This is a genomic window from Microseira wollei NIES-4236 (assembly GCF_020521235.1).
GTDB classification, from domain to species: Bacteria; Cyanobacteriota; Cyanobacteriia; order Cyanobacteriales; family Aerosakkonemataceae; genus Microseira; species Microseira wollei.
Genome location: NZ_BLAY01000180.1, coordinates 1 through 20,562, shown reverse-complemented (window position 1 = coordinate 20,562; position 20,562 = coordinate 1). Strand labels below are relative to the sequence as shown.

The 20,562-nt window shown below is 45.4% G+C and carries 19 protein-coding genes and 1 pseudogene; 10 read left to right on the top strand and 10 right to left on the bottom strand.

What is annotated here, in order from left to right; translation table 11 throughout:
- Nucleotides 1-154: 154 nt before the first annotated feature.
- Nucleotides 155-3,839, bottom strand: a pseudogene (locus MiSe_RS54195) (WD40 repeat domain-containing protein).
- Nucleotides 3,840-3,994: 155 nt separating this feature from the next.
- On the opposite strand from MiSe_RS54195, the gene MiSe_RS38935 reads away from it, so the two are divergent.
- From MiSe_RS38935 to MiSe_RS38925, 3 genes are all read left to right on the top strand, one after another.
- Nucleotides 3,995-4,591 (top strand): glutathione S-transferase family protein, encoded by a 597-nt coding sequence (locus MiSe_RS38935; protein WP_226590778.1) that lies wholly within the window; start codon nt 3,995-3,997, stop codon nt 4,589-4,591.
- A gap of 335 nt (nt 4,592-4,926) precedes the next feature.
- Nucleotides 4,927-5,832 carry a pyridoxamine 5'-phosphate oxidase family protein gene (locus tag MiSe_RS38930; RefSeq protein ID WP_226590775.1) on the top strand — a complete coding sequence of 302 codons (906 nt, stop codon included), beginning with the start codon at nt 4,927-4,929 and terminating at the stop codon, nt 5,830-5,832.
- A 139-nt stretch (nt 5,833-5,971) separates the two neighbouring features.
- A complete protein-coding gene (locus MiSe_RS38925; protein WP_226590773.1) occupies nt 5,972-7,222 on the top strand; it encodes an RNA polymerase sigma factor in 1,251 nt (416 codons plus the stop codon).
- Nucleotides 7,223-7,297: 75 nt separating this feature from the next.
- On the opposite strand, the gene MiSe_RS38920 is transcribed toward MiSe_RS38925, so the two are convergent.
- From MiSe_RS38920 to MiSe_RS38890, 7 genes are all read right to left on the bottom strand, one after another.
- Nucleotides 7,298-8,200 carry a hypothetical protein gene (locus MiSe_RS38920; protein WP_226590770.1) on the bottom strand — a complete coding sequence of 301 codons (903 nt, stop codon included), beginning with the start codon at nt 8,198-8,200 and terminating at the stop codon, nt 7,298-7,300.
- Nucleotides 8,197-8,634, bottom strand: a complete 438-nt coding sequence (locus MiSe_RS38915) for a hypothetical protein (RefSeq protein ID WP_226590767.1) — start codon at nt 8,632-8,634, stop codon at nt 8,197-8,199. Before MiSe_RS38915 ends, MiSe_RS38920 begins: the two co-directional genes overlap by 4 nt.
- Entirely contained in the window at nt 8,627-9,646 is a 1,020-nt protein-coding gene (cmr4, locus tag MiSe_RS38910) for a type III-B CRISPR module RAMP protein Cmr4 (RefSeq protein ID WP_226590765.1), read from the bottom strand. The genes MiSe_RS38915 and cmr4 overlap by 8 nt, the downstream gene beginning before the upstream one ends.
- 11 nt (nt 9,647-9,657) lie before the next feature.
- Entirely contained in the window at nt 9,658-12,492 is a 2,835-nt protein-coding gene (locus MiSe_RS38905; protein WP_226590762.1) for a CRISPR-associated protein Csx11, read from the bottom strand.
- On the bottom strand, nt 12,482-13,696 hold the full coding sequence (locus tag MiSe_RS38900; RefSeq protein WP_226590759.1) for an RAMP superfamily CRISPR-associated protein: 1,215 nt from the start codon (nt 13,694-13,696) through the stop codon (nt 12,482-12,484). The genes MiSe_RS38905 and MiSe_RS38900 overlap by 11 nt, the downstream gene beginning before the upstream one ends.
- Nucleotides 13,696-14,775 (bottom strand): type III-B CRISPR module RAMP protein Cmr1, encoded by a 1,080-nt coding sequence (gene cmr1 / locus MiSe_RS38895; RefSeq protein ID WP_226590757.1) that lies wholly within the window; start codon nt 14,773-14,775, stop codon nt 13,696-13,698. The genes MiSe_RS38900 and cmr1 overlap by 1 nt, the downstream gene beginning before the upstream one ends.
- Before the next feature lie 161 nt (nt 14,776-14,936).
- Nucleotides 14,937-15,500: a Uma2 family endonuclease gene (locus tag MiSe_RS38890; protein ID WP_226590785.1), complete on the bottom strand. Its 564-nt coding sequence runs from the start codon at nt 15,498-15,500 to the stop codon at nt 14,937-14,939.
- Nucleotides 15,501-15,864: 364 nt separating this feature from the next.
- Between MiSe_RS38890 and MiSe_RS38885 the strand changes: the two genes are divergently transcribed.
- The 7 genes from MiSe_RS38885 (at nt 15,865) to MiSe_RS38855 (ending at nt 19,736) form a co-directional block, all read left to right on the top strand.
- Nucleotides 15,865-16,344: a DUF1579 domain-containing protein gene (locus MiSe_RS38885; protein ID WP_226590755.1), complete on the top strand. Its 480-nt coding sequence runs from the start codon at nt 15,865-15,867 to the stop codon at nt 16,342-16,344.
- Between the two features lie 35 nt (nt 16,345-16,379).
- Entirely contained in the window at nt 16,380-16,739 is a 360-nt protein-coding gene (locus tag MiSe_RS38880; RefSeq protein ID WP_226590753.1) for a YciI family protein, read from the top strand.
- 145 nt (nt 16,740-16,884) lie between these two features.
- Complete coding sequence (locus MiSe_RS38875; RefSeq protein ID WP_226590751.1) at nt 16,885-17,331, top strand: YybH family protein; 447 nt, start codon at nt 16,885-16,887, stop codon at nt 17,329-17,331.
- 40 nt (nt 17,332-17,371) lie between these two features.
- Nucleotides 17,372-17,803 carry a YciI family protein gene (locus tag MiSe_RS38870; protein WP_226590749.1) on the top strand — a complete coding sequence of 144 codons (432 nt, stop codon included), beginning with the start codon at nt 17,372-17,374 and terminating at the stop codon, nt 17,801-17,803.
- Nucleotides 17,804-17,860: 57 nt separating this feature from the next.
- Nucleotides 17,861-18,271, top strand: coding sequence for a VOC family protein (locus tag MiSe_RS38865; RefSeq protein ID WP_226590747.1), 411 nt, complete (start codon nt 17,861-17,863; stop codon nt 18,269-18,271).
- A gap of 189 nt (nt 18,272-18,460) precedes the next feature.
- Nucleotides 18,461-19,147: a MinD/ParA family ATP-binding protein gene (locus MiSe_RS38860; protein ID WP_226590744.1), complete on the top strand. Its 687-nt coding sequence runs from the start codon at nt 18,461-18,463 to the stop codon at nt 19,145-19,147.
- A 454-nt stretch (nt 19,148-19,601) separates the two neighbouring features.
- Nucleotides 19,602-19,736 (top strand): ribbon-helix-helix protein, CopG family, encoded by a 135-nt coding sequence (locus MiSe_RS38855; protein ID WP_226590742.1) that lies wholly within the window; start codon nt 19,602-19,604, stop codon nt 19,734-19,736.
- Nucleotides 19,737-19,767: 31 nt separating this feature from the next.
- Here MiSe_RS38855 and MiSe_RS38850 read toward each other — a convergent pair whose 3' ends face one another.
- Both MiSe_RS38850 and MiSe_RS38845 read right to left on the bottom strand, forming a co-directional pair.
- On the bottom strand, nt 19,768-20,043 hold the full coding sequence (locus MiSe_RS38850; protein ID WP_226590738.1) for a helix-turn-helix domain-containing protein: 276 nt from the start codon (nt 20,041-20,043) through the stop codon (nt 19,768-19,770).
- A 12-nt stretch (nt 20,044-20,055) separates the two neighbouring features.
- The gene (locus MiSe_RS38845) at nt 20,056-20,244 is read right to left on the bottom strand and encodes a ribbon-helix-helix domain-containing protein (RefSeq protein WP_226590735.1); all 189 of its coding nucleotides are present in this window, start codon (nt 20,242-20,244) and stop codon (nt 20,056-20,058) included.
- Between the last annotated feature and the right edge of the window lie 318 nt (nt 20,245-20,562).

Sequence of the window (20,562 nt, the reverse complement as noted above, 5' to 3'; positions counted from 1 at the left end):
TGGTTTTGTGGCGTGGGCATCCTGCCCGCCCACCCCACAAGAATTTTTCTGGTTTTGTGGCGTGGGCATCCTGCCCGCCCACCCCACAAGAATTTTTCTGGTTTTGTGGCGTGGGCATCCTGCCCGCTTCAAATATTTTTGCAACAAGTCTATTTTAAACCAACGCACCCAGCGCTTGCAGCGTCGCAATTGTAGCTGCGGTTAAACCTTTGACGCCAGCGATGTTCATACCTTCGTAGAGTCTTTTTGCTCTCAACACTCTCTTGCACTCACCAGTACAAACATCCCAAATCCTCACAGTTTGGTCTTGAGAACCACTGGCAAGAGTTTGCCCATCTGGACTAAAAGTAACAGCAGAAACCAGATGTGTATGTCCGGTGCAAATATGGCGACATTCACCTGTTTTGATATCCCATATCCTCACGGTTTGGTCGTGGGAAGCGCTGGCGATGATTCCCCCCCCAACGCATTGGGGGTTGGGGGGGATCGGACTAAAGGCAACGGAAAAGACCCAATTAGTATGTCCGGCGAAAGTTTTGAGACATTCACCTGTCTGCCAATCCCAGAGTTTTACAGTTCGATCTGTACTGCAAGTTGCTAAATTTTTTCCATCTGGACTAAAGACAACAGCGTAAACTCGATTGTTGTGACCGTCTAATATTTTGCAGCAATTACCTGTTTGGTAATCCCAAAGTCTCACGGTTTGATCGGCGCTGGCACTTGCTAAAATTTGTCCATTTGGAGCGAAGGCAATTCCGAATATCTTATCGCTATGTCCGGTCAAAGTTTGGCAGCACTTACCCTGACTAACATCCCATAATTTTACAGTACAATCGGCACTTCCACTGGCAAGGATTCCGTTTGGATGAAATGCAACTGCGTAAACCCAATCAGTATGTCCCTGTAAGATTTGGAAACATTTACCCGTGCTAACTGTCCACAATCTAATGGAAGAATCTGTACTAGCAATCGCCAAAGTTTGACCATCGGGACTAAAGGCAATTCCATAAATAAAATCCCCATGTCCTTGCAACGATCTGATGCAATTTCCAGTCTGCCAATCCCACAGTTTTACGGTTTTATCGTTACTGCCACTGGCTAGAATTTGCCCATCTGGACTAAAAGCAACTGGCAGCGCCCAATCTGTATTTCCATACCAAGTTTTTAAGCATTGTCCGGTGCGACTATCCCACAATTTCACAGTTTGATCTAAACTGACACAAACTAAAGTGTGTCCATCGGGACTAAAGGCAACGGAACAAACTTCATTAGTATGTCCGTGCAATGTTCTAATGCAAGTATCGGTGTTGCAATCCCAAATTTTGACAGTCCGATCGCCACTTCCACTCACTAAGATCCCCCCAACCCCCCTTGCTAAGGGGGGCAACAGTGGAACCGGACTAAACGCAATAGAATATACTGCATTACTGTGTCCGGTGTAAGTTTTTAAGCATTTACCCTGACTAATATCCCAGAGTTTGATTGTGCGATCGCTACTACAACTGGCTAAGATCCCCCCGTAGCCCCCCTTGGTAAGGGGGGTTGGGGGGATCGGACTAAACGCTACCCCACGCACCCAACCTGTATGTTCGGTCAATGTTTTTAGGCATTTACCATCATGAACATCCCATAATTTAATCGTGCAATCTGCACTACCACTCGCTAAAATTTCCCCATCCAAACTAAACGCAACCGAACGCACCCAGTCTGTATGTCCGGTGAGAGTTTTCAGGCAGGTTCCAGTCTCAATATCCCAGATTTTGATCGTGCGATCGCCACTCGCACTCGCTAAGATCCCCCCAACCCCCCTTGATAAGGGGGGTTGGGGGGATCGGACTAAATGCCACTGAAAAGACTTCATGGTCGTGTCCCATCAATGTTTTAATGCAAATACCATCTTGAACGTTCCACAACTTCACCGTACAATCAGCACCGCAACTGGCTAAAATTTGCCCATCCGGACTAAATGCGATCGCGCGCACCCAATTATTATGGCCTTGACAAATTAACAATAATCTGCCCGTTCTTCCTGACCACAAACGGACATGACAATCTGTATCGCAGGTAGCCAAAATTTGACCATCTGGGCTAAAAGTTGCTGATAAAATATTGCCTAAAGTTTCAGTAAAAACGCACCTGGATAAATCCGAGTTGGCAAAATTGACATCGTGCAAGTTTACGCCTTGCAAGTAAGCTTGCCAAACCGTTAAATCGGAAAAGTCAAAGCCGCTTAAATCAACTTGTAGCTGGTGCAGTAAATTGAGACTATTTCCGCCTGCATAACCCGTTTCTTGCGGCGATTTTCCTTGTAGAAGCGAGAGAATTTGTCTCAAGTGACTGGCAATATTTTCTGGAGTGCCAAGCGTGGCAATTAATCGATCTGCCACTGGTTTAAGGATGAGGGAAATTTGAGTTTCCCGCACGTAATCTTTAGCGGTAGCTTTAATCAACGCATGACTTCTAAACAAGGTAATATTTTTGCTGTAAATTTCATCACAAATCAGCTCGATTAAACCCGCGATCGCATACTCCATCACCACTGGTTGTTGGGTAAAACCAGTGCCGCTTTTTTCCACCAAAGAACGCCGCTGTAAAGAATTCAGCGATTCTAAAAGTTCGGGAATTGGAAGGTTAGCCACAAAATCAGATTGTAATTCTGGCAACGAAACAGGATCGCGATTAATTGCTAACCAATACATAATTTCTCGTTCCAAGTTTGTCAGGCGATGAAACTGTTGATCGAGCAAGTCGCGAATATCATCGAAAATGAACGTACTTTCCCTAGAAATTTCTAGAAACTGCGAAATACTCCCCTCAAAAAAGTCTCGGATAGAAGACGCCACAATTTTGAGAGCAAGTGGATTTCCAGCATAGCGGGAGATTAACACATGCCATTGGGATTCCGAACCTGTAAAACTTCCTTTGACGTTAAAAAGTTCTCGTCCTTCTGTCTCTGGCAAACCTGATAGTTGCAGCGAACGAACTGGCAAAGCTTCCCCTTCAAACTTCGCCAATCCTTTTGGTTTTTCCCGCGAAGTTAGAATCAGACAATTTTGGTGGGAAGTTTCGGCAATGCATCGGAGAAAATGACCATATCCTTCATATTCTGCCCGATATCTACCCGTGCGATCGCCCGATTGTAAAATTGACTCAATATTATCTAGAATTACCAGACAGCGCGAACTGCGGAGATATTGTAGCGAACGCAAAATTCTGCCATCTAATTGCTTTGGTAAATTCGTCTCTTGCTGTCCCGATAAAAATTGGATCGTTTCTGCCAATATATCTTCAATCGGTGGAGCGTTGCGCAGACTGCGCCAAATAATAAACTCAAATTTATCCTGAATTTGTTGTGCCACTTTTACAGAAAGTGCTGTTTTACCAATTCCACCCATTCCCAACAGCGTTACCAAGCGACAATTTTCCTGCACAATCCATCTTTCTATGGTGTTCAATTCCGCCAAACGACCATAAAAAATAGAGACATCTGGTGCTTCTCCCCAGTCAGAGCGATTTTGCATTGGTGCGTCACTGGGGTGATTAAATTCATCCTTACTTGTTGCTTTATTGTTTAACTCAACAACTTCTTCCCAATTGAGTTCGAGAACTTGGCAGTAAGCTTTAAACGCTGCCGCATTAATGGGGGACTTTCCTGCTAAAAAACGCTTCCAAGTTCCTTCTGAAATCCCCACAGCAAGAAAGCCTTCTTTTTCCCAAAAAACCCCTAAAACTTGACTAGCCTTCTCAATCCAGCGGAAATCATCCACAGCCCAACCTTTTGCCAGTCTGGCTTGCTTAATTGTTGCGAGTCCCTGTTGAGAAGCTTTGAGAGTAACCACAGTTATCAATAAATATATCTACAAAACAAAAATCTTTGAGATATATCATATAACAATGCGATCGCCAAGATCAGTTTAACTTACCCTCGTCGATCTTGAACGATCGGGCGATGCACTCGAAGATAGAAACAACAACTTAGCACGCGAGAAATCCCATGATTAAGATTTATGACCTTGAATTGTCAGGAAATTGCCATAAAGTCAGGTTAATGTCGGCACTGCTGGGAGTCGAGTACGAACTTATACCCGTAGATTTGCTAGGCGGAGAACACAAGTCGCCTCAATTTCTGCAACTCAATCCCCTGGGACAGATTCCCGTTATCGTTGACAATGACATAATTATTCGAGATTCCCAGGCAATTCTAGTGTATCTGGCGCGAAAATATGGGAATGAAGATTGGTTACCATTGGATGCTGAATCGATGGCAAAAGTCATGCAGTGGCTATCCTTTGCCGCCCATGAAATTAATAACAGCGTGTTCATTGCCCGCCTATATTTTCGCTTCAATATGGATGTTGACTGGGAATCAGCCCAAGCAAAAGGTAAGCAAGTTATGCAAATAATGAACGAACATTTACAGCATCGAGATTGGTTGGAATTAGATCGTCCTACAATTGCAGATATTGCTTGTTATCCCTATGTTGGATTAGCCCCAGAAGGCAAAGTATCTTTGGATGATTATCCCAATGTAATTGCTTGGATTGAGCGAATTAAACAACTACCAGGCTACATCGGAATGCCCGGACTTTAATCAATTAAAAGTAGGGTGCGTTAGCTTTCTTCGTAACGCACCAACATGACTGACGCAAATGACACATTAAATTTGGTTTGTAGTAGCGCTTAAGCGCCGTTTTTAGCGCTTAAGCGCTACTACAAACCTCAAAAACAACACGAGTAGTGTGACACGCAGCTTTGTCGTGACTAATAAACTCAGAAAGAGTGCGCTACTCAATCCTTCCATCCGATCCCCCCCTGCCCCCCTTAACAAGGGGGGAGTCTAAAATCTAGAATCCGATCCCCCCCTGCCCCCCTTAACAAGGGGGGAGTCTAAAATCTAAAATCTCAAATCTAAAATCTCAAATCATTATGACTTTTCATTCTGGAGAAATTGCCATCCAAACTCAGGCAGGAGTGCGTGAAGAAGCTGAACGTTTGTGCAGTTTCATTAGCGATGTTATCAAGCCACCTGCCGAGGAATTCCTTCGCACGCAACAGTTAGCAGTTGCCAGTACAGTTGATGTAAATGGGAGAGTTTGGGCATCGTTGTTAACTGGAAAATCTGGATTTTTACAAGTGTTAAATGAGCGGATGATACAGATTAATGCCAACATTATTTATGGCGATGTGATGTACCAAAACTTGCAAAGTAATGCTCCAATGGGGGTGCTAGCGATCGCATTAGCAAATCGCAGGCGTTTGCGTCTAAACGGCAAGGCTCAAATCCAGCCACAAGGACAGATTAACCTACAGATTCACCAGGTATTCTTTAACTGTCCAAAGTACATTCAAGTGCGCTATCTGGAAACAGAAATAACTGAGTCCCTAAAACAGCCTGAAATCAGTAGCAGCGAGTCTTTAACCCACCATCAACAAAATTGGATTGCACAAACCGATACATTTTTCATCGCTAGTTCTCATCCTGAAATTGGTGCAGATGCATCCCATCGCGGAGGATATCCGGGATTTGTGCAATTTTTGGATAGCAAAAAGCTAGTATTTCCCGATTATTATGGTAATAATATGTTTCAAACATTCGGCAATCTAGCTATCAATCCCAATGCCGGTCTTTTATTTATTAATTTTGAGCAAGGACATACTCTCCAACTGACTGGAAAAGCCACATTAATTTGGGATGAAAAACGCTTAAATGCCTTCGCTGGGGCGCAACGTTTGGTAGAATTTGATATCGAAGAAGTCTTAGAAACAAAGAATGCCACTCCCATGCGTTGGCGGTTTGGGGAATATTCGCCTGTGAATCCTAGACAGGATTGAACAGGATTTATCAAAATTTCTCTTTCTTCTTTCTCTGCGTCCTCTGCGCCTGGAGCGGTTTAAAATCAGACTTACACATAGCTCCCTCTCGGATGCTGAATTCGCAGGCATATCACCGACAAGTTTCTGGAGAGGTTTAATGGCTGCAAATAACACCCAAAAATTAAGTGAATTGGTAGATAATCTCTACCGCACAGAGTCGCGTCGGATTTTCGCTACCCTAATCCGACTGTTGGGCGACTTCGACCTGGCGGAAGAAGCGCTGCACGAAGCATTTGCGGCGGCGGTATCGCAGTGGACGCGAGATGGCGTGCCAAAAAATCCTCGATCTTGGCTTGTTTCTACGGGTCGCTTTAAAGCCATTGATGCGATCCGCCGTCGCACTCGTTTTGATGCCTCTCTTGCCGAACTTGCAGAGAGATTCGATCGCAGCGCCGCCACCCTCGGCGAAATAGATGATACAGAAGTTGAAGACGATCGCTTGCGCCTGATTTTCACTTGCTGCCATCCGGCTTTAGCACCCAGTACGCAAGTAGCGCTGACGTTGCGAGAAATCTGCGGACTCAAAACCGAGGAAATCGCCAGTGCCTTCCTGAGTAACCCTTCCGCGATCGCTCAACGCATAGTCCGAGGCAAAGCCAAAATCCGGGATGCGCGCATTCCCTACGAAGTGCCAGCGATCGCCGATCTTCCAGAACGCTTGGATTCTGTGCTGTCTGTCATTTATCTCGTATTCAATGAAGGATACTCGGCTTCATCCGGTGAGTCCTTAGTGCGACCCGATCTTTCTGGCGAAGCGATTCGCCTGGGACGTTTGCTAGTCGAACTGCTACCCGATGCAGAAGCCATCGGATTGCTGGCGCTAATGCTGCTACAAGAGTCGCGCCGCACCGCCCGCACCTCGCCGTCAGGGGATCTGATCTTGTTGGAGAATCAGGATCGTTCCTTGTGGAACCGAGAACAGATTATCGAAGGCAAAGCATTGGTGGCGCGGGCGCTGTCGTCGCCGCAGTTGGGCGCGTATGCCATTCAAGCAGCGATCGCCGCCGTACACGCCGATGCAGCTAGCACCGATGTCACAGATTGGTCGCAGATTGTCGCTTTGTACGACTTGCTGGTGCGCGCAGAACCGTCCCCTGTAGTCGAACTCAACCGGGCGGTAGCAGTGGCGATGCGCGATGGCGCGTTAGCGGGACTGCAACTAATTGACGCCATTCTGGATCGTGGCGATTTGGCTGACTATCACTTAGCGCACGCAGCGAGAGCCGATTTATGCCGACGGCTGGGCAGAATAGACGATGCGAGGGAATCGTATCAAAGGGCCATTTCTCTCGTGCGACAGGAACCGGAACGCCGTTTCCTGGAAAAAAGACTTGAGGAATTGGGTTGAAAAAATTGGCTTTCCTGAACCATCTGTTGCAGGTTGAGCAAAACTGTTAGCACGTAAAAGCCAACTTATCGAGGATTATTTACCATGCCAGATGCCAAAGTCTTGAATTTTGAAGTCGATCGATCGATCCACAAAACTACCGGGAATCCAGCAGAGATCGCAAAATTCTATATGCTGTCCAGCATAGTGGTTGATTGAATTATCCTGACTATCTTTATTGTTCGATCGCCATTCCCGCCCCACCAACGGCTCAATTTCTCCCTGCAAACGAGTCGATGAATTAGACTCGGCAACTGTGTGAGCTAGGATATATCCCTTTTGAGCTTGAGAAGGGGATAGTTGAATAGCGATCGCCCCATTTTCCTCTTGCCAATTCAGCCTGTCATCGTTAAACAATCGAGTTTCTGATATTTCTTGTATATCTTGACAGGCAACCGATCCCCAACCGCAACCCCGTTCGCCACCCATTTGTAGTTTCTGACAAGCCTCTTTCCAAGCGAGAGCGCAATCCTCTTTCTCAAACATATAACCCACTAGATAAACCGGCTCACCTTTATCCAACGTGCGGGGTGAAATAAACTCAACTTCGTGCAACAATCCCTCATCGGCTGCTTGTTGGGGATACACCAAAGCAGTGCTGGCATAACTGCTCAGAAAACGGCGGCGAAACTGACTTTCATTTTTACTTTCATTTTTCCATAGCCATTGAATTTCGTAGTCTTGATTTTCGGGTTTTATTGCTGGATAAAAATAAGTGTAAGCTAACTGGTTATGAACTTTTTCCCCAAACTCTTCATACTGCTTAGAATCAGTCGCAGAACCGCTAGTTGCATCACGGGTTAGTCGCATAGTGAGCGCGCCCCAGAAAACTCGCCCAGTTACATAGGGACGGGTGCGCTGGACATTGCCAATTTTGCCACAGCCGATGTGCATGGGAGACTTTAGCTTAAATACCACTTGATAGGCTTTCCAGGTCACGGATTTGCCTCCTGACCATCTTTTTCCTCTACTTGACGTGCTTTTGCACCATAGCGGGCGTAGATTAACATCTGTTCTAGTGTTTCTTTTGTTAGCAACAGGCGCTCTAAATTTTGAGTTACATTATCGGTAATATGTTTTAAAACAATCTCAGGGCGAAGATCGATTTGTCCGTTATTCATTGGTTTGTTCCAGCCAAAACCTAATTTCTCTAACAGATCCAGCATTTCTGTAATAACCGCTTTACCATTATCTTTCTCTTTGGCTAGTAGATAGAGAAAGCAAGCATAAACTCCATCCTCTTGCAAAACACCCAAGGTTTTAGTAACAGTATTTTCTACATCACTAGCTTTTTGACTTTTGGTATTTGCAATAACCGCCTGGGCTTTTTCTGCGGCGAGGCGATCGAGATTAGTGACTGCGCTATTACTCATGATTTTGCTCCTTGCCAAAAAGGGCATCTAGTTCAACATTTATCGGATCGCCGATCGCCGCCATTCGCCCAAAACCACGTGTCCCCATACCACCAACACCGAGCCATTCAATCATACGAAATCCTGCTTTCACTACACACAATGGACAGTTCCAAGACTCTCCTGGCAAGGAGTTTTTTGTACCATCTTCCTTAATTTTCCCTGTCTCTTTGATTTCACCCAATGCCCATCCTTTTTCACCACTGCGGTAATCATCCAGCACAACTTCTGCGGTTAAAAACGTAGCGCGGGGAATCGCTTCGTAGGTAAACAGCGCCCCTTCTGCTGCTGCGCCAGTCTCAGGGTTAATTGATACCGATGTCCGCACTTCTAAATTGCTATTTACTATTTGACTAAACAGTGCGTCTTTGACTAAAACAATTTTTGCGATCGCCTGCCAGCGTCGATCGTTCCTCCACTCTGAATGAGCAGTTACTGTTGCTTGTTGTTCAGAAACTTGAAGCATTAACCAGCCCAAATTCAGAGCATCTGATCGCTGCCAGTTCAATACCGCAGTATTGATGTTATTCCAGTCATTTGGTAAGTTCTCTACCTTAAAGCCTGCATCTTGCAACCTGTCCACCGTACTCACCCACACAGGACCAACCATTGAATGTACGGGAAACAGCAGCACATGGGCATCAAAAATATTCACCACACCGGAATAAATCTTACCTTCATCGCTGTTACCATTCTTGGACTTTTTGATATAGCCAAAGGTATAGCAGACTGGATTTTCATCTGGCTTGTCAATTTTGTCATGGTTTTGTCCTGCGGCTTCAGGTGTTTCGTACAACTGGGCTGCATACGATCGCGCCGCACCATGCAAACTCGTGCCGGGAATTTTGGGAATTTTGGTTCCCGGTTCTCGCACAATACTGTTGTCAACCCGTCCGAGGCGATAGCCTCCAGTGCCGATATGCACGGGGTCAAGAGTCATAAATAGATAGCGTTGCCGTTTATACGTTGCCATTATTGTTTTCCTTACCGTTCCTTTAAGATTTCCATGTGTAGTTCTGCCAAGTCAGCTAATTCGCCTCGCACTCCTGCATCAATGAGTTGTTTGGCAACAGTTAATTCACCTTGTACCCAAGTATCTAGGGAAATTTCACATACCTCGTTTAATTTTCTTCGCCAGTCTTTGAGAGATTGCCACCAGTCGGTTTTCTCCTTTGTCCATGTTGCATTTGCCAGTGTGTCAGCCACAAATCGACGGAATACCTTATCCTCTTCTGGTGGTTTGCCTTCATCATTTAGAAGTAAACCTGACTCATTTTGCCGAAACCAGATTTCGCGGGTGGCTTCAATAGTGTAAATCACCTGATGGCGTTGGGATTTTTCAAGATTTTTCAGAATCTCCCAAAGGGTGTCGAAGCGATCGAGATCTTCCAGATAGAAAGGGCGTGTTTGGCGCGGACGGCGACCTGTTTTTTCATCGTAGTAAATCTCGAAGCGGCGGGCGGTGCTGTCGAGGTATTCAAAGTCGAAAGTAGACGGTGTGAAGTAAATTTGGTCGCCCTGTTTCAAATCAGCAGCATGAACCAGCCAGCAGGCTGTGGTTTCACCGGGGCGCTGACTTTTGATAGCCCTTTGCCGTCCATTCACTTGGCTGTCATCCCCATTGGTTTCCAGAAAGACGTAGGGATACCAACTATCCTCAGTTGTACCATCACCCATTTTGGCGGGGACGTACCAAGTGATAGTGCGGGAATCTTGAGTTAGTTGAAGAGTAATCGTTTCCTCAAATTGTTTAGTCCCATTTGCTAATTCTTGCTTTTCCGGCGGGAGTTTTCCTGTTGTTGTTGACTGCACTTCCCAGAGTTGCTTATCGTTAGGTGATTTGTAATTTAACATCTGTCGTCCCGCATCTAAAGCCGATCGCAGAGGGGTACGACGCTGGAAATATACGACACCTAGATGCAAGGGGAGGCGGTTGCGAACTTTACCCATTTCGCGATCGGATTTCGTTTTAATTGCCTTAATTACCTCAAGAGACTTGTTTGCTGGAACAAGTGCCATAAACGTTCGCGGTTCAGCCAGAATGGGGATTATCGGGCTATATTCAGTTGCATCAAAGGTGACATTACCAATGTTTAGCGTGCCTTTTAATTTGTTGGGACTGCCATATCCAGTAGGTTCTTCAATAGTGACTTGCTGATTTTGTAACCGTTGACGGACAAAATTCCTTGCAGCTTCATCAGTGGAATATTCTTTAGATTCAGCACCAAGCTGCTTGGCAGTGTAGCGGAGATTGTCTAAAGTAATCAGTTTGCCGTTGTCATGCAAGACACTCAGCTTAGTCATGCCCAGTAACAGGTCATAGTTGCCGTAACGCTGTAAGTTGAATTGGGTAAGATTAGATCCCTCAATAATTAGCCGATCTTTTACCTTGGGTAGCTTGGCATCTTGTACATCTGTTAATGCTGTTTGCCAGAATCGTTGAGTGGTTAACCAGACACGTTGAATGCGGGCAAAAGAAGACTCTTTATTTTTGAGTTTAGAAGGTTCACCCACAGCCATTAGCGTCTCGATCATATCCCCACTGAGCCAGTTATCTAGATTAAATTTACCAACTACTAACGCTAAACGAGCATTTTCATCAGCAACTTCGTCAATCCAAATTGTGCTTCGTTTTTCTTTATCTTCTATCTCTTCTGTCTGCAAATTTTGCAACCATGTTTGCGATCGTTTACTACGTCTCTGTAAACAAACATGACAAATGTTGCGTGACCTCGCTTCACGTTTTTGTTCTTTACTGGACGTACCCCAGCCTTGGGGACGCACACCACAGACCGTGCAAATATCAGTAACTTCTTCCTGCCACCAACGATTTGAATAATCTTCAAACGGTGTAGTTCGTGGCAATGTTTGTTCTAGAGCTTTGTGAAGAACAATAGCTTTTTCGTGAGGTTCTGTAATATCAATTCGAGGCTTTAACTCTCCATCTAACTCATTGCACCATCCAGCGTTCAGGATTTGGTTTTCAAGGAGATTGCGTAACTTGCTGCCATCACTATCATTCTCTAGATCTGGCACTAAAAAAGCACTACCATTTTCATCTCGATAGACTTCATTTCCAATTGGATAAGTTTCCTCTAGAAGTGTACGCACACAGTTTAATGTGGTTCGCAAAGATGTCTGCCGACCTAGTAAATCACCAATCGTCTGCGATCGCTCTAGAAAACTCAGACCATCAAACCTGACAGATAGAATTCGCCACTTTAGGTTATCTTCAGTAATCTTATTCTCTAAAACATACCGAGCAGCCATTGCTTTCCAGAAAGCTGCTGTAGCTGCTCCCCATTCCCAAAGTCTGACTTCGTTCAGAGGTCTTCTTGTATCTCCTACAGCATTATTGAACGCTTGCTCTAACTTTTCAAAAAAAATATTGCGTTTATCAATATTGTTGACTGCTTCCAATAGTTCTGACGACTTTTCTTCAGGATTAGTCTCAAACCCAAAAACAGAAGAAATTAGAGAAGTTTGCTGACCGAGCTGTTGTTCCGCTGGTTTATCTACATGGGCAATTCCATGACAATTTCCTAATAATCTAACCCGCCAGTCTAAAGAATGTTCTGCTTTAGAAGGATCTTTGCCTTCTTGTATTAATTTTTTAAGAGAATAAGATTCAGCAAATAAGTTAAGTGGGTCTTCTGAATTAAAGTTATCTAAAATAGAAGAAATATTACTAGGCTGAAAAGCTGCTCCTAATTTTTTCCAGTAGGGAATACATTTCTGCCAATCATGCAGCCATGCTGCTATTTCTGCCAAGAGAAGAGCTTCATGTTTATCCGCTAAAGTTGTCAAGTCATAAGTCATAGCTGATTTCCTTTCTTCGGGGTAGATTCTCTGCTATTTCCTTGGCGCGATCGCCCAAATCACTCAATTTATCAAAAGAAACTTCAGTCATAGATTGTAGCGATTTTGATTGGGACGCTGACTCTTTCGTATTGGCTTCACACCACTTTTTAGCCTCCTGATATAGCTTTTTGTTATGAGTTATTCCTTGACTTTGCAGAAAAGTTTTGTATTGTTTTTCAGTTTTAAAGGTGCCATCAGGATTCAAAAATTCCTGTTTGAGATTGCCATCATCATTCAAAAATTCTGGCTGTTGGGCTGGAGTCGAAGTTTCTGCTAACTCTGGCCAATCAGCCCGAATCGCAAAATCTACTTTTCCACTCACTTTTGCAAGTCCAAAACCGCTACTGGTTTTTGCGCCAAAACCATAAACGGCAAGCATGGCTTCTACACCTTTCGCAACCACTTCTAAATCTTTAGCAACTAGGCTTTCATCTATTTTCCCAAAAGGTACATACAGAATAACAAAGTCACCTGTTGCGCCTATCGGAACACACTCGATTAAGATTGGATTTTTGCCCGTGCCTGTTTTGCGATCGTGCGGATTAATTACCTCCAGTCCAATCTTGTCAAAGAACGTTGGATAAAAATAGAGCCGACCTGCTTGTCCTTTTTCATCTTCACGAGCATCACCGAAGAGTCGAATAATTTGCTCGTTGTCTTCTTGATGTCCTAATTGCCACAATGTTGCTCGTAATGCTCCTTTCCAGCTTGTCGAAGCAACCATCGGGGTTTGAAATACCTTATCTTTCCGAACGGGGTTATCGAGGAGGTGAAAAGTGCGATCGTCCTTGCTCAAATAAGGTTTTTGCAGTTTAAAGGGAACGCGCAGCATAAAACTGAGCGATGGTAGGTGGTTGAGAGCAGAGATGTCCGGTGTAAAGTGAAACGCATCAGGAATAATACTGGCATTTAAATGCTTTTGCCAAGCATCACGAATAGAATTTTTGAGTTCAGAACCCTGAGCTTCATACCATAAATAAGATAGGTGAGGTTCAAGTTTAACTCCCTTTTCAGCAGCTTGCTCTATCTTCCTTTCTGCCTGTTGACGCGCATTTTTATCCCTGCGTTGTTTCGCTTCATCAAGTTCTACTTTTGCTCGATCGAGTTCATTCAGCGTCTCGCCCAATTGTTCTTTCCGAAAAGCGTAATAGTCATGCTGCATCAGCCATCCTCCTGCAATTTCAATATACTACGCAGAAATATCTTTGCCTCACTAATATTCTTTGCTTCGATATCTCTGTCTGAATTCATCTCACGCCAGTCGTGCAAGGTATAGTTTGCTGTCAGATGTTGATAAATGGCATCTACGACCTTTTCTCTATTCCAGCCATTTTTGTAAACATCTGCCTCTTCTGGAATCCAACCCCATACACGCATCAATTTGTCATTTTCATAAGGACGAGAGATTTTGATTTTGGCAGCCATGCGATCGCCGTCCACCGTACCCATGATGAAGTGGCGTAATTGACGTAAATTATCCGGCCTCCCTATTGCTGCCCTAAAACAGTTACGGAGTTCATACTTTAAGTTGAAGGTTTCTTTTTCAGTAAACAAATCGGTTGAATCTTTAGGCTGAATCTGTGCTAGGAAGATGTTTTGTAGTGAAGGTAAATCTTGATAGATTTTGTTTCCGGCTGTAGCAGTGAGCCAGTTATAGAGGGTTTGTGTATTAAAGCGGATCGGCTTTGAGAAATCGTCGTCCATTACCTCAATCACACCAAAACCCATTTGGGGACGCGCACCTAACGCTGAATGATCGGCTATGAATTGAATTAATCCACCAATAACTCCTGGATTGAAATCTGACTGTAAGCTCTGGATTTTAAGGATAAGTGTGCCAGTTTTTGGAGTATTTGCAGGCTGCGGTTTAATATCTTTTCGGGTTGGATCTGGAAAATACCAGGTTGGTGGTTTCGATTTGCCCTTATTATTGGTATGGGAGCGATTTGCTTGGATAGGATGCTGAATGACTGCATCAGAGATTTGAACCTCCTGAACCTCCAACCTAAACTGCCGTTTTTGACCCTCTGCACCAAAAACTTTGCAGACATCACAAAGTCCATTTTTGCGCGAACATTTCTGTTCTGTTGTGTCACACGCATTTCCCCCAACTCCTCGCACCAGCACTTCCATCCACCAGCGCAGACTACCCAAGATGCCTGTTTCGTGGATGCGATCGCACTTACCAGCATCAACGCCACCAGTCCACAGAGGAGTCAAGGTATTGATTTTTACTTCCATTTTTTCTGGGCAACGCAATTATCTGACGATCGGGATTTATTTTAGCGAAATTCGATTTTCTTTAAAGGGCGATCGCAGCTATCCTTCTTGTGGGTTTTTCAAGCGCGTTCTCAGGCGTTGCAACACATCCATTCGCTCGTGATAAATCCTGCTCATACCGACTACTCCTCAAGCCAACTGAATAGTTGACCGACTGTGAGTTGGAAGGATTCGGCAAAGGCTGGCACTGGAATCCGATCGGCGGCAGATTCAAACACTGCCACGGGACTATCCGCAAAATAAACAAAGACCAGTTTTTCGTCAGGGTCAATCAGCCAACCCATTTGGGTGCCGTTGGTGAGACAGTAGAGAATGTTGCGAACCACTTTGGTTTGGCTTTGTTCAGGGGAGAGAATTTCGATTGTCCAATCTGGGGCGATCGCAAAGGTATTTGAGACTTCACCCGTTGCGTCACGGGGAATCCGCCCCCAGGTAAACACCGTGACATCCGGCACAATTGAGCGTCCGCCAAAGGTGCAGCGCAGTTCAGTATAGGCACGGGCAATGCGCTGAGGTTTGAGAGTCAGGTTGATATTGGCTCCTAAATCCAGTTGAACGGTGCTGTGTTTTCCTTGAGGCATGGGCTTTTGGATAATTTGACCGTCGATGAATTCGCTGGCGGGTTTGGTTTCCGGTAGTTTTAGGAATTCATCTAGGGTGATTGGTTGCGTAGGGGTTTGAACCATAGCCGGAGGGATAAACATGAGATGACCGTATTGTAATGCTTGGGTTAAGCAAATCGCCCAGCCGACCGGCTGTTTGCCGACATTCATTAGGAAATGCTGTTGAGTTGAAGACTCGTAGTACTTGCTCACAGAATGCAATTGCGGCTTGAATATTTTCTGTTGGTTCACCTTGAATGCGATTGCTGTAGGCAAGGGCAAGATTATACTGAATAGCTGCCCATTGTTGTGGAAACGCTTTGTGTGTATAAACTTCTAGCGTTTGTGTATATTTAAGCGAATGTCCTGAAAAAATTTTTGTCCCGATGTCGATTTGCCGCTTCATCGTTCGACTACTGGATAGCAGCCAACATCCAGGAGAAACGCAATGCACGCACAACCGCAACAGGAACACCGCTGGCTGGATCGACTTGTCGGCGAGTGGATCTACGAAACCGAATGCAGCATGGGATCTGACCAACCGCCGTCGAAGTCCAAAGGATTCGAGGTCGTGCGATCGCTCGGTGGGTTTTGGATTGTAGCCGAAGGGGAGGGCGAGATGCCAGATGGTGGGACTGCAAAGACCATCATCACTTTGGGTTATGAGCCGAAGATCGATCGCTATGTCGGGACTTTTGTGGCCTCAATGATGGCAAATTTGTGGGTTTACAATGGCTCCCTCGATGCAAACAAAAATGTACTCACGCTCGATACCGAGGGGCCTAATTTTAGCGAGACTGCGATCGCGAAATATCAAGACATGATTGAGTTCGTCAGCGAAGATCGCCGAACGTTGACATCGCGAATTCTAGGCGAAGATGGCAACTGGCACCAATTTATGACATCGCATTACTGGCGGAAATATTAGTTTGCAGTCGTTCAACTCAAAACAGGACAAAAATCATGAAATACATGTTGCTGATTTACAGCGAAGAAACTGCATGGACTGAAAGCGAACGGGAACACTGCTATGCCGAGTCAATCGAGCTAACGCAAGAACTGCAAGCAAAAGGTCAATACCTAGATGCGTCGCCATTACACTCGGTGACAACGGCAACCAGCGTTCGGGTTCGCAACGGCAAACGCCTCATCACTGACGGCCCGTTTGCGGAAACCCGCGAACAACTCGGCGGTTATTTCCTGATCGATGCGAAGGATCTCGATGAAGCGATCGCGATCGCCGGACGCATCCCCAGCGCCCGCATCGGTACAGTGGAAATTCGACCGCTGGTCGAACTGACGGGCTTGCCATCTAACAAGTAATGCCAGCTTTCCGATCAACAGCTGACGATTTTTTTCAGAAAATTACGCCCAACTTGTCGATCGCGCGCACCTCTATTCGACTAATAGATGAACCGAGAGTTATCCACGTTCGATCGACTTTTGAAATCAATCAGGAGCTAGTACTATGACAACCACAACCATTACCACGCGGGACGAAGCTGAAATTAAACAAATCATCGTCGATACAGCTAATGCAATTTGCGCTAAAGATCTCGATCGCATCGTGAGTCACTACGCTACCGATGTCACTTTCTTCGATGTCAAACCGCCATTCCAATCCAAAGGAGTCGATGCTGTGCGTCGCATGTGGGAAGCGTGCTTACCTTGCTTCCCAGACTCTCTCCAGATCGAGACTCAGGATCTGAAAGTTATCGTCAGTGGCGACTTGGCGATCGCGCATTGGTTGGGACGCTTCACAGGTATGGCTCTCGATCATCCAGCGATGCAAACTTGGCTTCGGTTTACTACTGCGTTGCAGCGCCACCAAGGCAAGTGGCAGATCGTACACGAACACGGTTCCGTTCCCTTCAATCCAGAAACCTCACAAGCGGTGTTCGCACTCGAAATCTAGCGCTGAGAACGGGAAAAGCTAAATTCAAGGAGAACAAAAGATGAAAGTCATGGTCATAGTCAAAGCGACGAAAGACTCTGAGGCGGGTGTGATGCCCAGCGAGCAGCTTTTGAGCGAAATGGGAAACTACAACGAAGAGCTGGTAAAGGCAGGCATTATGCTTGCCGGTGAGGGACTGCATCCCAGCTCGAAAGGGGTGCGGGTGCGGTTCTCAGGTGCCACGCGAACGGCAATCGATGGCCCTTTTACCGAAACAAAAGAACTGATTGCGGGTTTCTGGCTGTGGCAAGTGCAGTCGATGGACGAAGCGATCGCCTGGGTCAAACGCTGTCCCAATCCGATGCCAGGAGAATCGGAGATTGAAATTCGTCCGATATTTGAGGCTGAGGATTTCGGCGAAGCACTGACACCCGAACTTAAAGAGCAGGAAGCTCGCATTCGATTGGCGGCTGAAAAACTGAAAAATTCGTAACCATTCAGGTTCACCGCACAAATTTCCCAGTCATTTATCAATTCAAGGAGTCCTACAATGCAAGTCAGTCCCTATCTCAATTTCAACGGTCAATGCGAAGAAGCATTTAAGTTTTACGAGCAATGTTTTGGCGGCAAAATTACAGCCATGCTTACCTACGAAGGTTCGCCAGCAGCAGAACAAGTACCACCTGAGTGGGGCAAGAAAATCCTGCACACTCACTTAATTGTCGGCGATCGGGAATTGATGGGTTCCGATGCACCTCCCGAAATGTTTGAGGAATCCAAGGGGGTTTATATATCGCTTCAATTCAACGATCGCTCGGAAGCAGAACGCATCTTTAACGCTTTGGCAGAAAATGGAAAAGTGCAGATGCCATTGGAGGAAACGTTTTGGGCAGAACGCTTTGCAATGTTGGTCGATCGATTTGGTACGCCGTGGATGATTAACTGCGATCGCGCTGCCTAATATAACAGGCAACAGAGGGGAAAATAGTTTACCCAAGATAGGCAAGAAGCGATCGCACTTACGCAAAGATTTTACTCCCATCCCGCTAGAAAATTATGTACTTCTTCTTTTCTCTTCCTTCGTGTTCTTCGCGTCTTCGCGGTTCATTCAGTACAAATTCTTCCGGCACCGAAGGGAGTAACGGCAAATTTGGCAGTAGCGATCGCACTCCAAGGAAAGCGAGTTGCGATGGTAGATACCGATTTACAATCCCCTGGCATTCATACTATTTTTAACAGCAATATACCAAGGCAAACTTTAAATGACTACTTGTGGAATCGCTGTGCAATTCAAGATACAGCTTACGATGTCAGTTCTGCTATAGGAATTGAGCAAAAAGGTAGGATTTTCCTCATACCCTCCAGCATCAACGTCAATGAAATTGCCCGGATAATTAGCGAAGGTTATAACGTGAATTTGCTAAATTGCGGATTCCAGCGATTGATTAAAGAACTTGAATTAGATTACCTGTTTCTCGATACCCATCCCGGTCTTAGTCGAGAAACATTGCTATCGATTGCAATCTCCAATCTGTTAATCTTAATTCTGCGTCCCGACAGCCAAGATTTTCAGGGAACTGCTGTTACCGTTGATGTTGCGCGTCAACTCAAAGTTCCCAACATGCTGATGGTGATTAACAAAGTAGTAAGCAAAATGGACTTTTCTGAACTTCAGGAAAAAGTAGAGATGACTTACGATATTCCCGTCGCAGGAATCTTGCCTGTATCGGAAGAAATGATGCAATTGGGAAGTAGCGGTGTTTTCTGTTTGCGATACCCTAACCATCCCTTGACGCAGATTCTTAACCAAGTCGCACTCAAAGCGATCGCAATATAAACGGGAGCATGTCAAGTTTGTAGCGGACACCCGCGCATGGTGTCGCTACACAGACGAAGCCTGCTCTGGCAGGCTTCGTCTGTGTAGCCGCACCCTTGGTGGATCTTGGAGTTGGCTTCTTTGGCATAACTACTGTAAGCTTACCCCCGGCTGAAGCGCGGGGGCTTTCGCCTTATCCCACAGTTCAGAGCGGAAGTTTTCAGTAGCCCTAAGAAACTAGCGATGTTGCAAAAGTTCTTCCGCAAGCATACTAGCTCTTGAACCTCCAGGCTGGCTTACTCAACATCAACTGCTTGATGTTGCTTTTATAACCAAGATACCTTGGACATCCCCATTGCTACGATTTACTTGCTATTCACCAACACTTGCCTACTGCGAGACCTTTTCTGCGTATCAACCGAGCGTGCCTTTCGCTATTTCGGCATATAATTAATGTACCACAATGGTACACAAAATGTCAAAAGATCAGTTACACTTACGAGTTAACCAACAGGAGTACGAAAAACTCGAACGTTATTGCAGGAAATACAAGAGAACTAAGTCAGACGTTATTCGCGAGTTTATCCGTCAACTGCCTGACGGCGGTTAAAACCGCCGCGTCGTGTTTCATCCCCCGCGATTTATCCGGGGGATGAAACACTCCCGCTTGTTGATGGTGAGTTTTCATTCTCTGTTGGTTCACCCAAGTACAGCCGAATAAACGCTTCGGCGGCTTCTGAGTTCATCCCTCTCAACGCTTTAACTATCCCTACAACCGTAAGGGCGGTCGGATCTCTCTCTTCATGAACCCATTTATAAACCGCAGATCTTTGCACTCCCATTGCCGTTGCCAGTTTATTTTGGCTGATGCCATAAGTTGCCAACACTTCCCTAAGAGCTTTACCCGCTTGTCCCATCTTGGGCGATCGCTATTTATCTTGCTGTTTATTCTGCTGCTTTTCGGCAATGCACTTCTGAATTAGGAAAGTAGCAAGATTCGCCATCGGTCTAGCTTCTTCCTTCGCCCACTTCTCCAATGCTTCTGCAACTTCGTCCGGCAACGTAATTGTAATGCGCTTTGCCATTTCTCCCCGAACATCTTGACGCTTATCCATCATACTCTTTGCTGCGATCCGTAGTTGGTAGCAGTTTTAGACAATTTATAGATTTTTTTATCTGCCTACTGCATCTATTAGTTGCATATTACATCTTTATGCATTAAACTGAAGTTGATCTACCTGGAGTAGATCAAAGTCAAAAGCCAGCACGCCCAAGTTTCTCAGGCTACGGCGTGCTGGCTCTAACTCCTTTATAGAGAAGTTCGCGAAAACCCCGCGTATTTATACCGGGGTAACCGCGCGAGACTTCAGTCTCGCGAACGTTCTTTAGGCAAAAATTCACGAAGTATTGATATAATAAACCAAAAACATTGACAG

What these genes read in the sequence shown, in the direction of transcription:
- MiSe_RS38935 (WP_226590778.1), top strand. Translation starts at nt 3,995, where the DNA reads ATGATTAAGATTTATGACCTTGAATTGTCAGGAAATTGCCATAAAGTC.
- MiSe_RS38930 (WP_226590775.1), top strand. Translation starts at nt 4,927, where the DNA reads ATGACTTTTCATTCTGGAGAAATTGCCATCCAAACTCAGGCAGGAGTG.
- MiSe_RS38925 (WP_226590773.1), top strand. Translation starts at nt 5,972, where the DNA reads ATGGCTGCAAATAACACCCAAAAATTAAGTGAATTGGTAGATAATCTC.
- MiSe_RS38915 (WP_226590767.1), bottom strand. Translation starts at nt 8,634, where the DNA reads ATGAGTAATAGCGCAGTCACTAATCTCGATCGCCTCGCCGCAGAAAAA.
- cmr4 (WP_226590765.1), bottom strand. Translation starts at nt 9,646, where the DNA reads ATGGCAACGTATAAACGGCAACGCTATCTATTTATGACTCTTGACCCC.
- MiSe_RS38905 (WP_226590762.1), bottom strand. Translation starts at nt 12,492, where the DNA reads ATGACTTATGACTTGACAACTTTAGCGGATAAACATGAAGCTCTTCTC.
- MiSe_RS38900 (WP_226590759.1), bottom strand. Translation starts at nt 13,696, where the DNA reads ATGCAGCATGACTATTACGCTTTTCGGAAAGAACAATTGGGCGAGACG.
- cmr1 (WP_226590757.1), bottom strand. Translation starts at nt 14,775, where the DNA reads ATGGAAGTAAAAATCAATACCTTGACTCCTCTGTGGACTGGTGGCGTT.
- MiSe_RS38890 (WP_226590785.1), bottom strand. Translation starts at nt 15,500, where the DNA reads ATGGTTCAAACCCCTACGCAACCAATCACCCTAGATGAATTCCTAAAA.
- MiSe_RS38885 (WP_226590755.1), top strand. Translation starts at nt 15,865, where the DNA reads ATGCACGCACAACCGCAACAGGAACACCGCTGGCTGGATCGACTTGTC.
- MiSe_RS38880 (WP_226590753.1), top strand. Translation starts at nt 16,380, where the DNA reads ATGAAATACATGTTGCTGATTTACAGCGAAGAAACTGCATGGACTGAA.
- MiSe_RS38875 (WP_226590751.1), top strand. Translation starts at nt 16,885, where the DNA reads ATGACAACCACAACCATTACCACGCGGGACGAAGCTGAAATTAAACAA.
- MiSe_RS38870 (WP_226590749.1), top strand. Translation starts at nt 17,372, where the DNA reads ATGAAAGTCATGGTCATAGTCAAAGCGACGAAAGACTCTGAGGCGGGT.
- MiSe_RS38865 (WP_226590747.1), top strand. Translation starts at nt 17,861, where the DNA reads ATGCAAGTCAGTCCCTATCTCAATTTCAACGGTCAATGCGAAGAAGCA.
- MiSe_RS38855 (WP_226590742.1), top strand. Translation starts at nt 19,602, where the DNA reads ATGTCAAAAGATCAGTTACACTTACGAGTTAACCAACAGGAGTACGAA.
- MiSe_RS38850 (WP_226590738.1), bottom strand. Translation starts at nt 20,043, where the DNA reads ATGGGACAAGCGGGTAAAGCTCTTAGGGAAGTGTTGGCAACTTATGGC.
- MiSe_RS38845 (WP_226590735.1), bottom strand. Translation starts at nt 20,244, where the DNA reads ATGATGGATAAGCGTCAAGATGTTCGGGGAGAAATGGCAAAGCGCATT.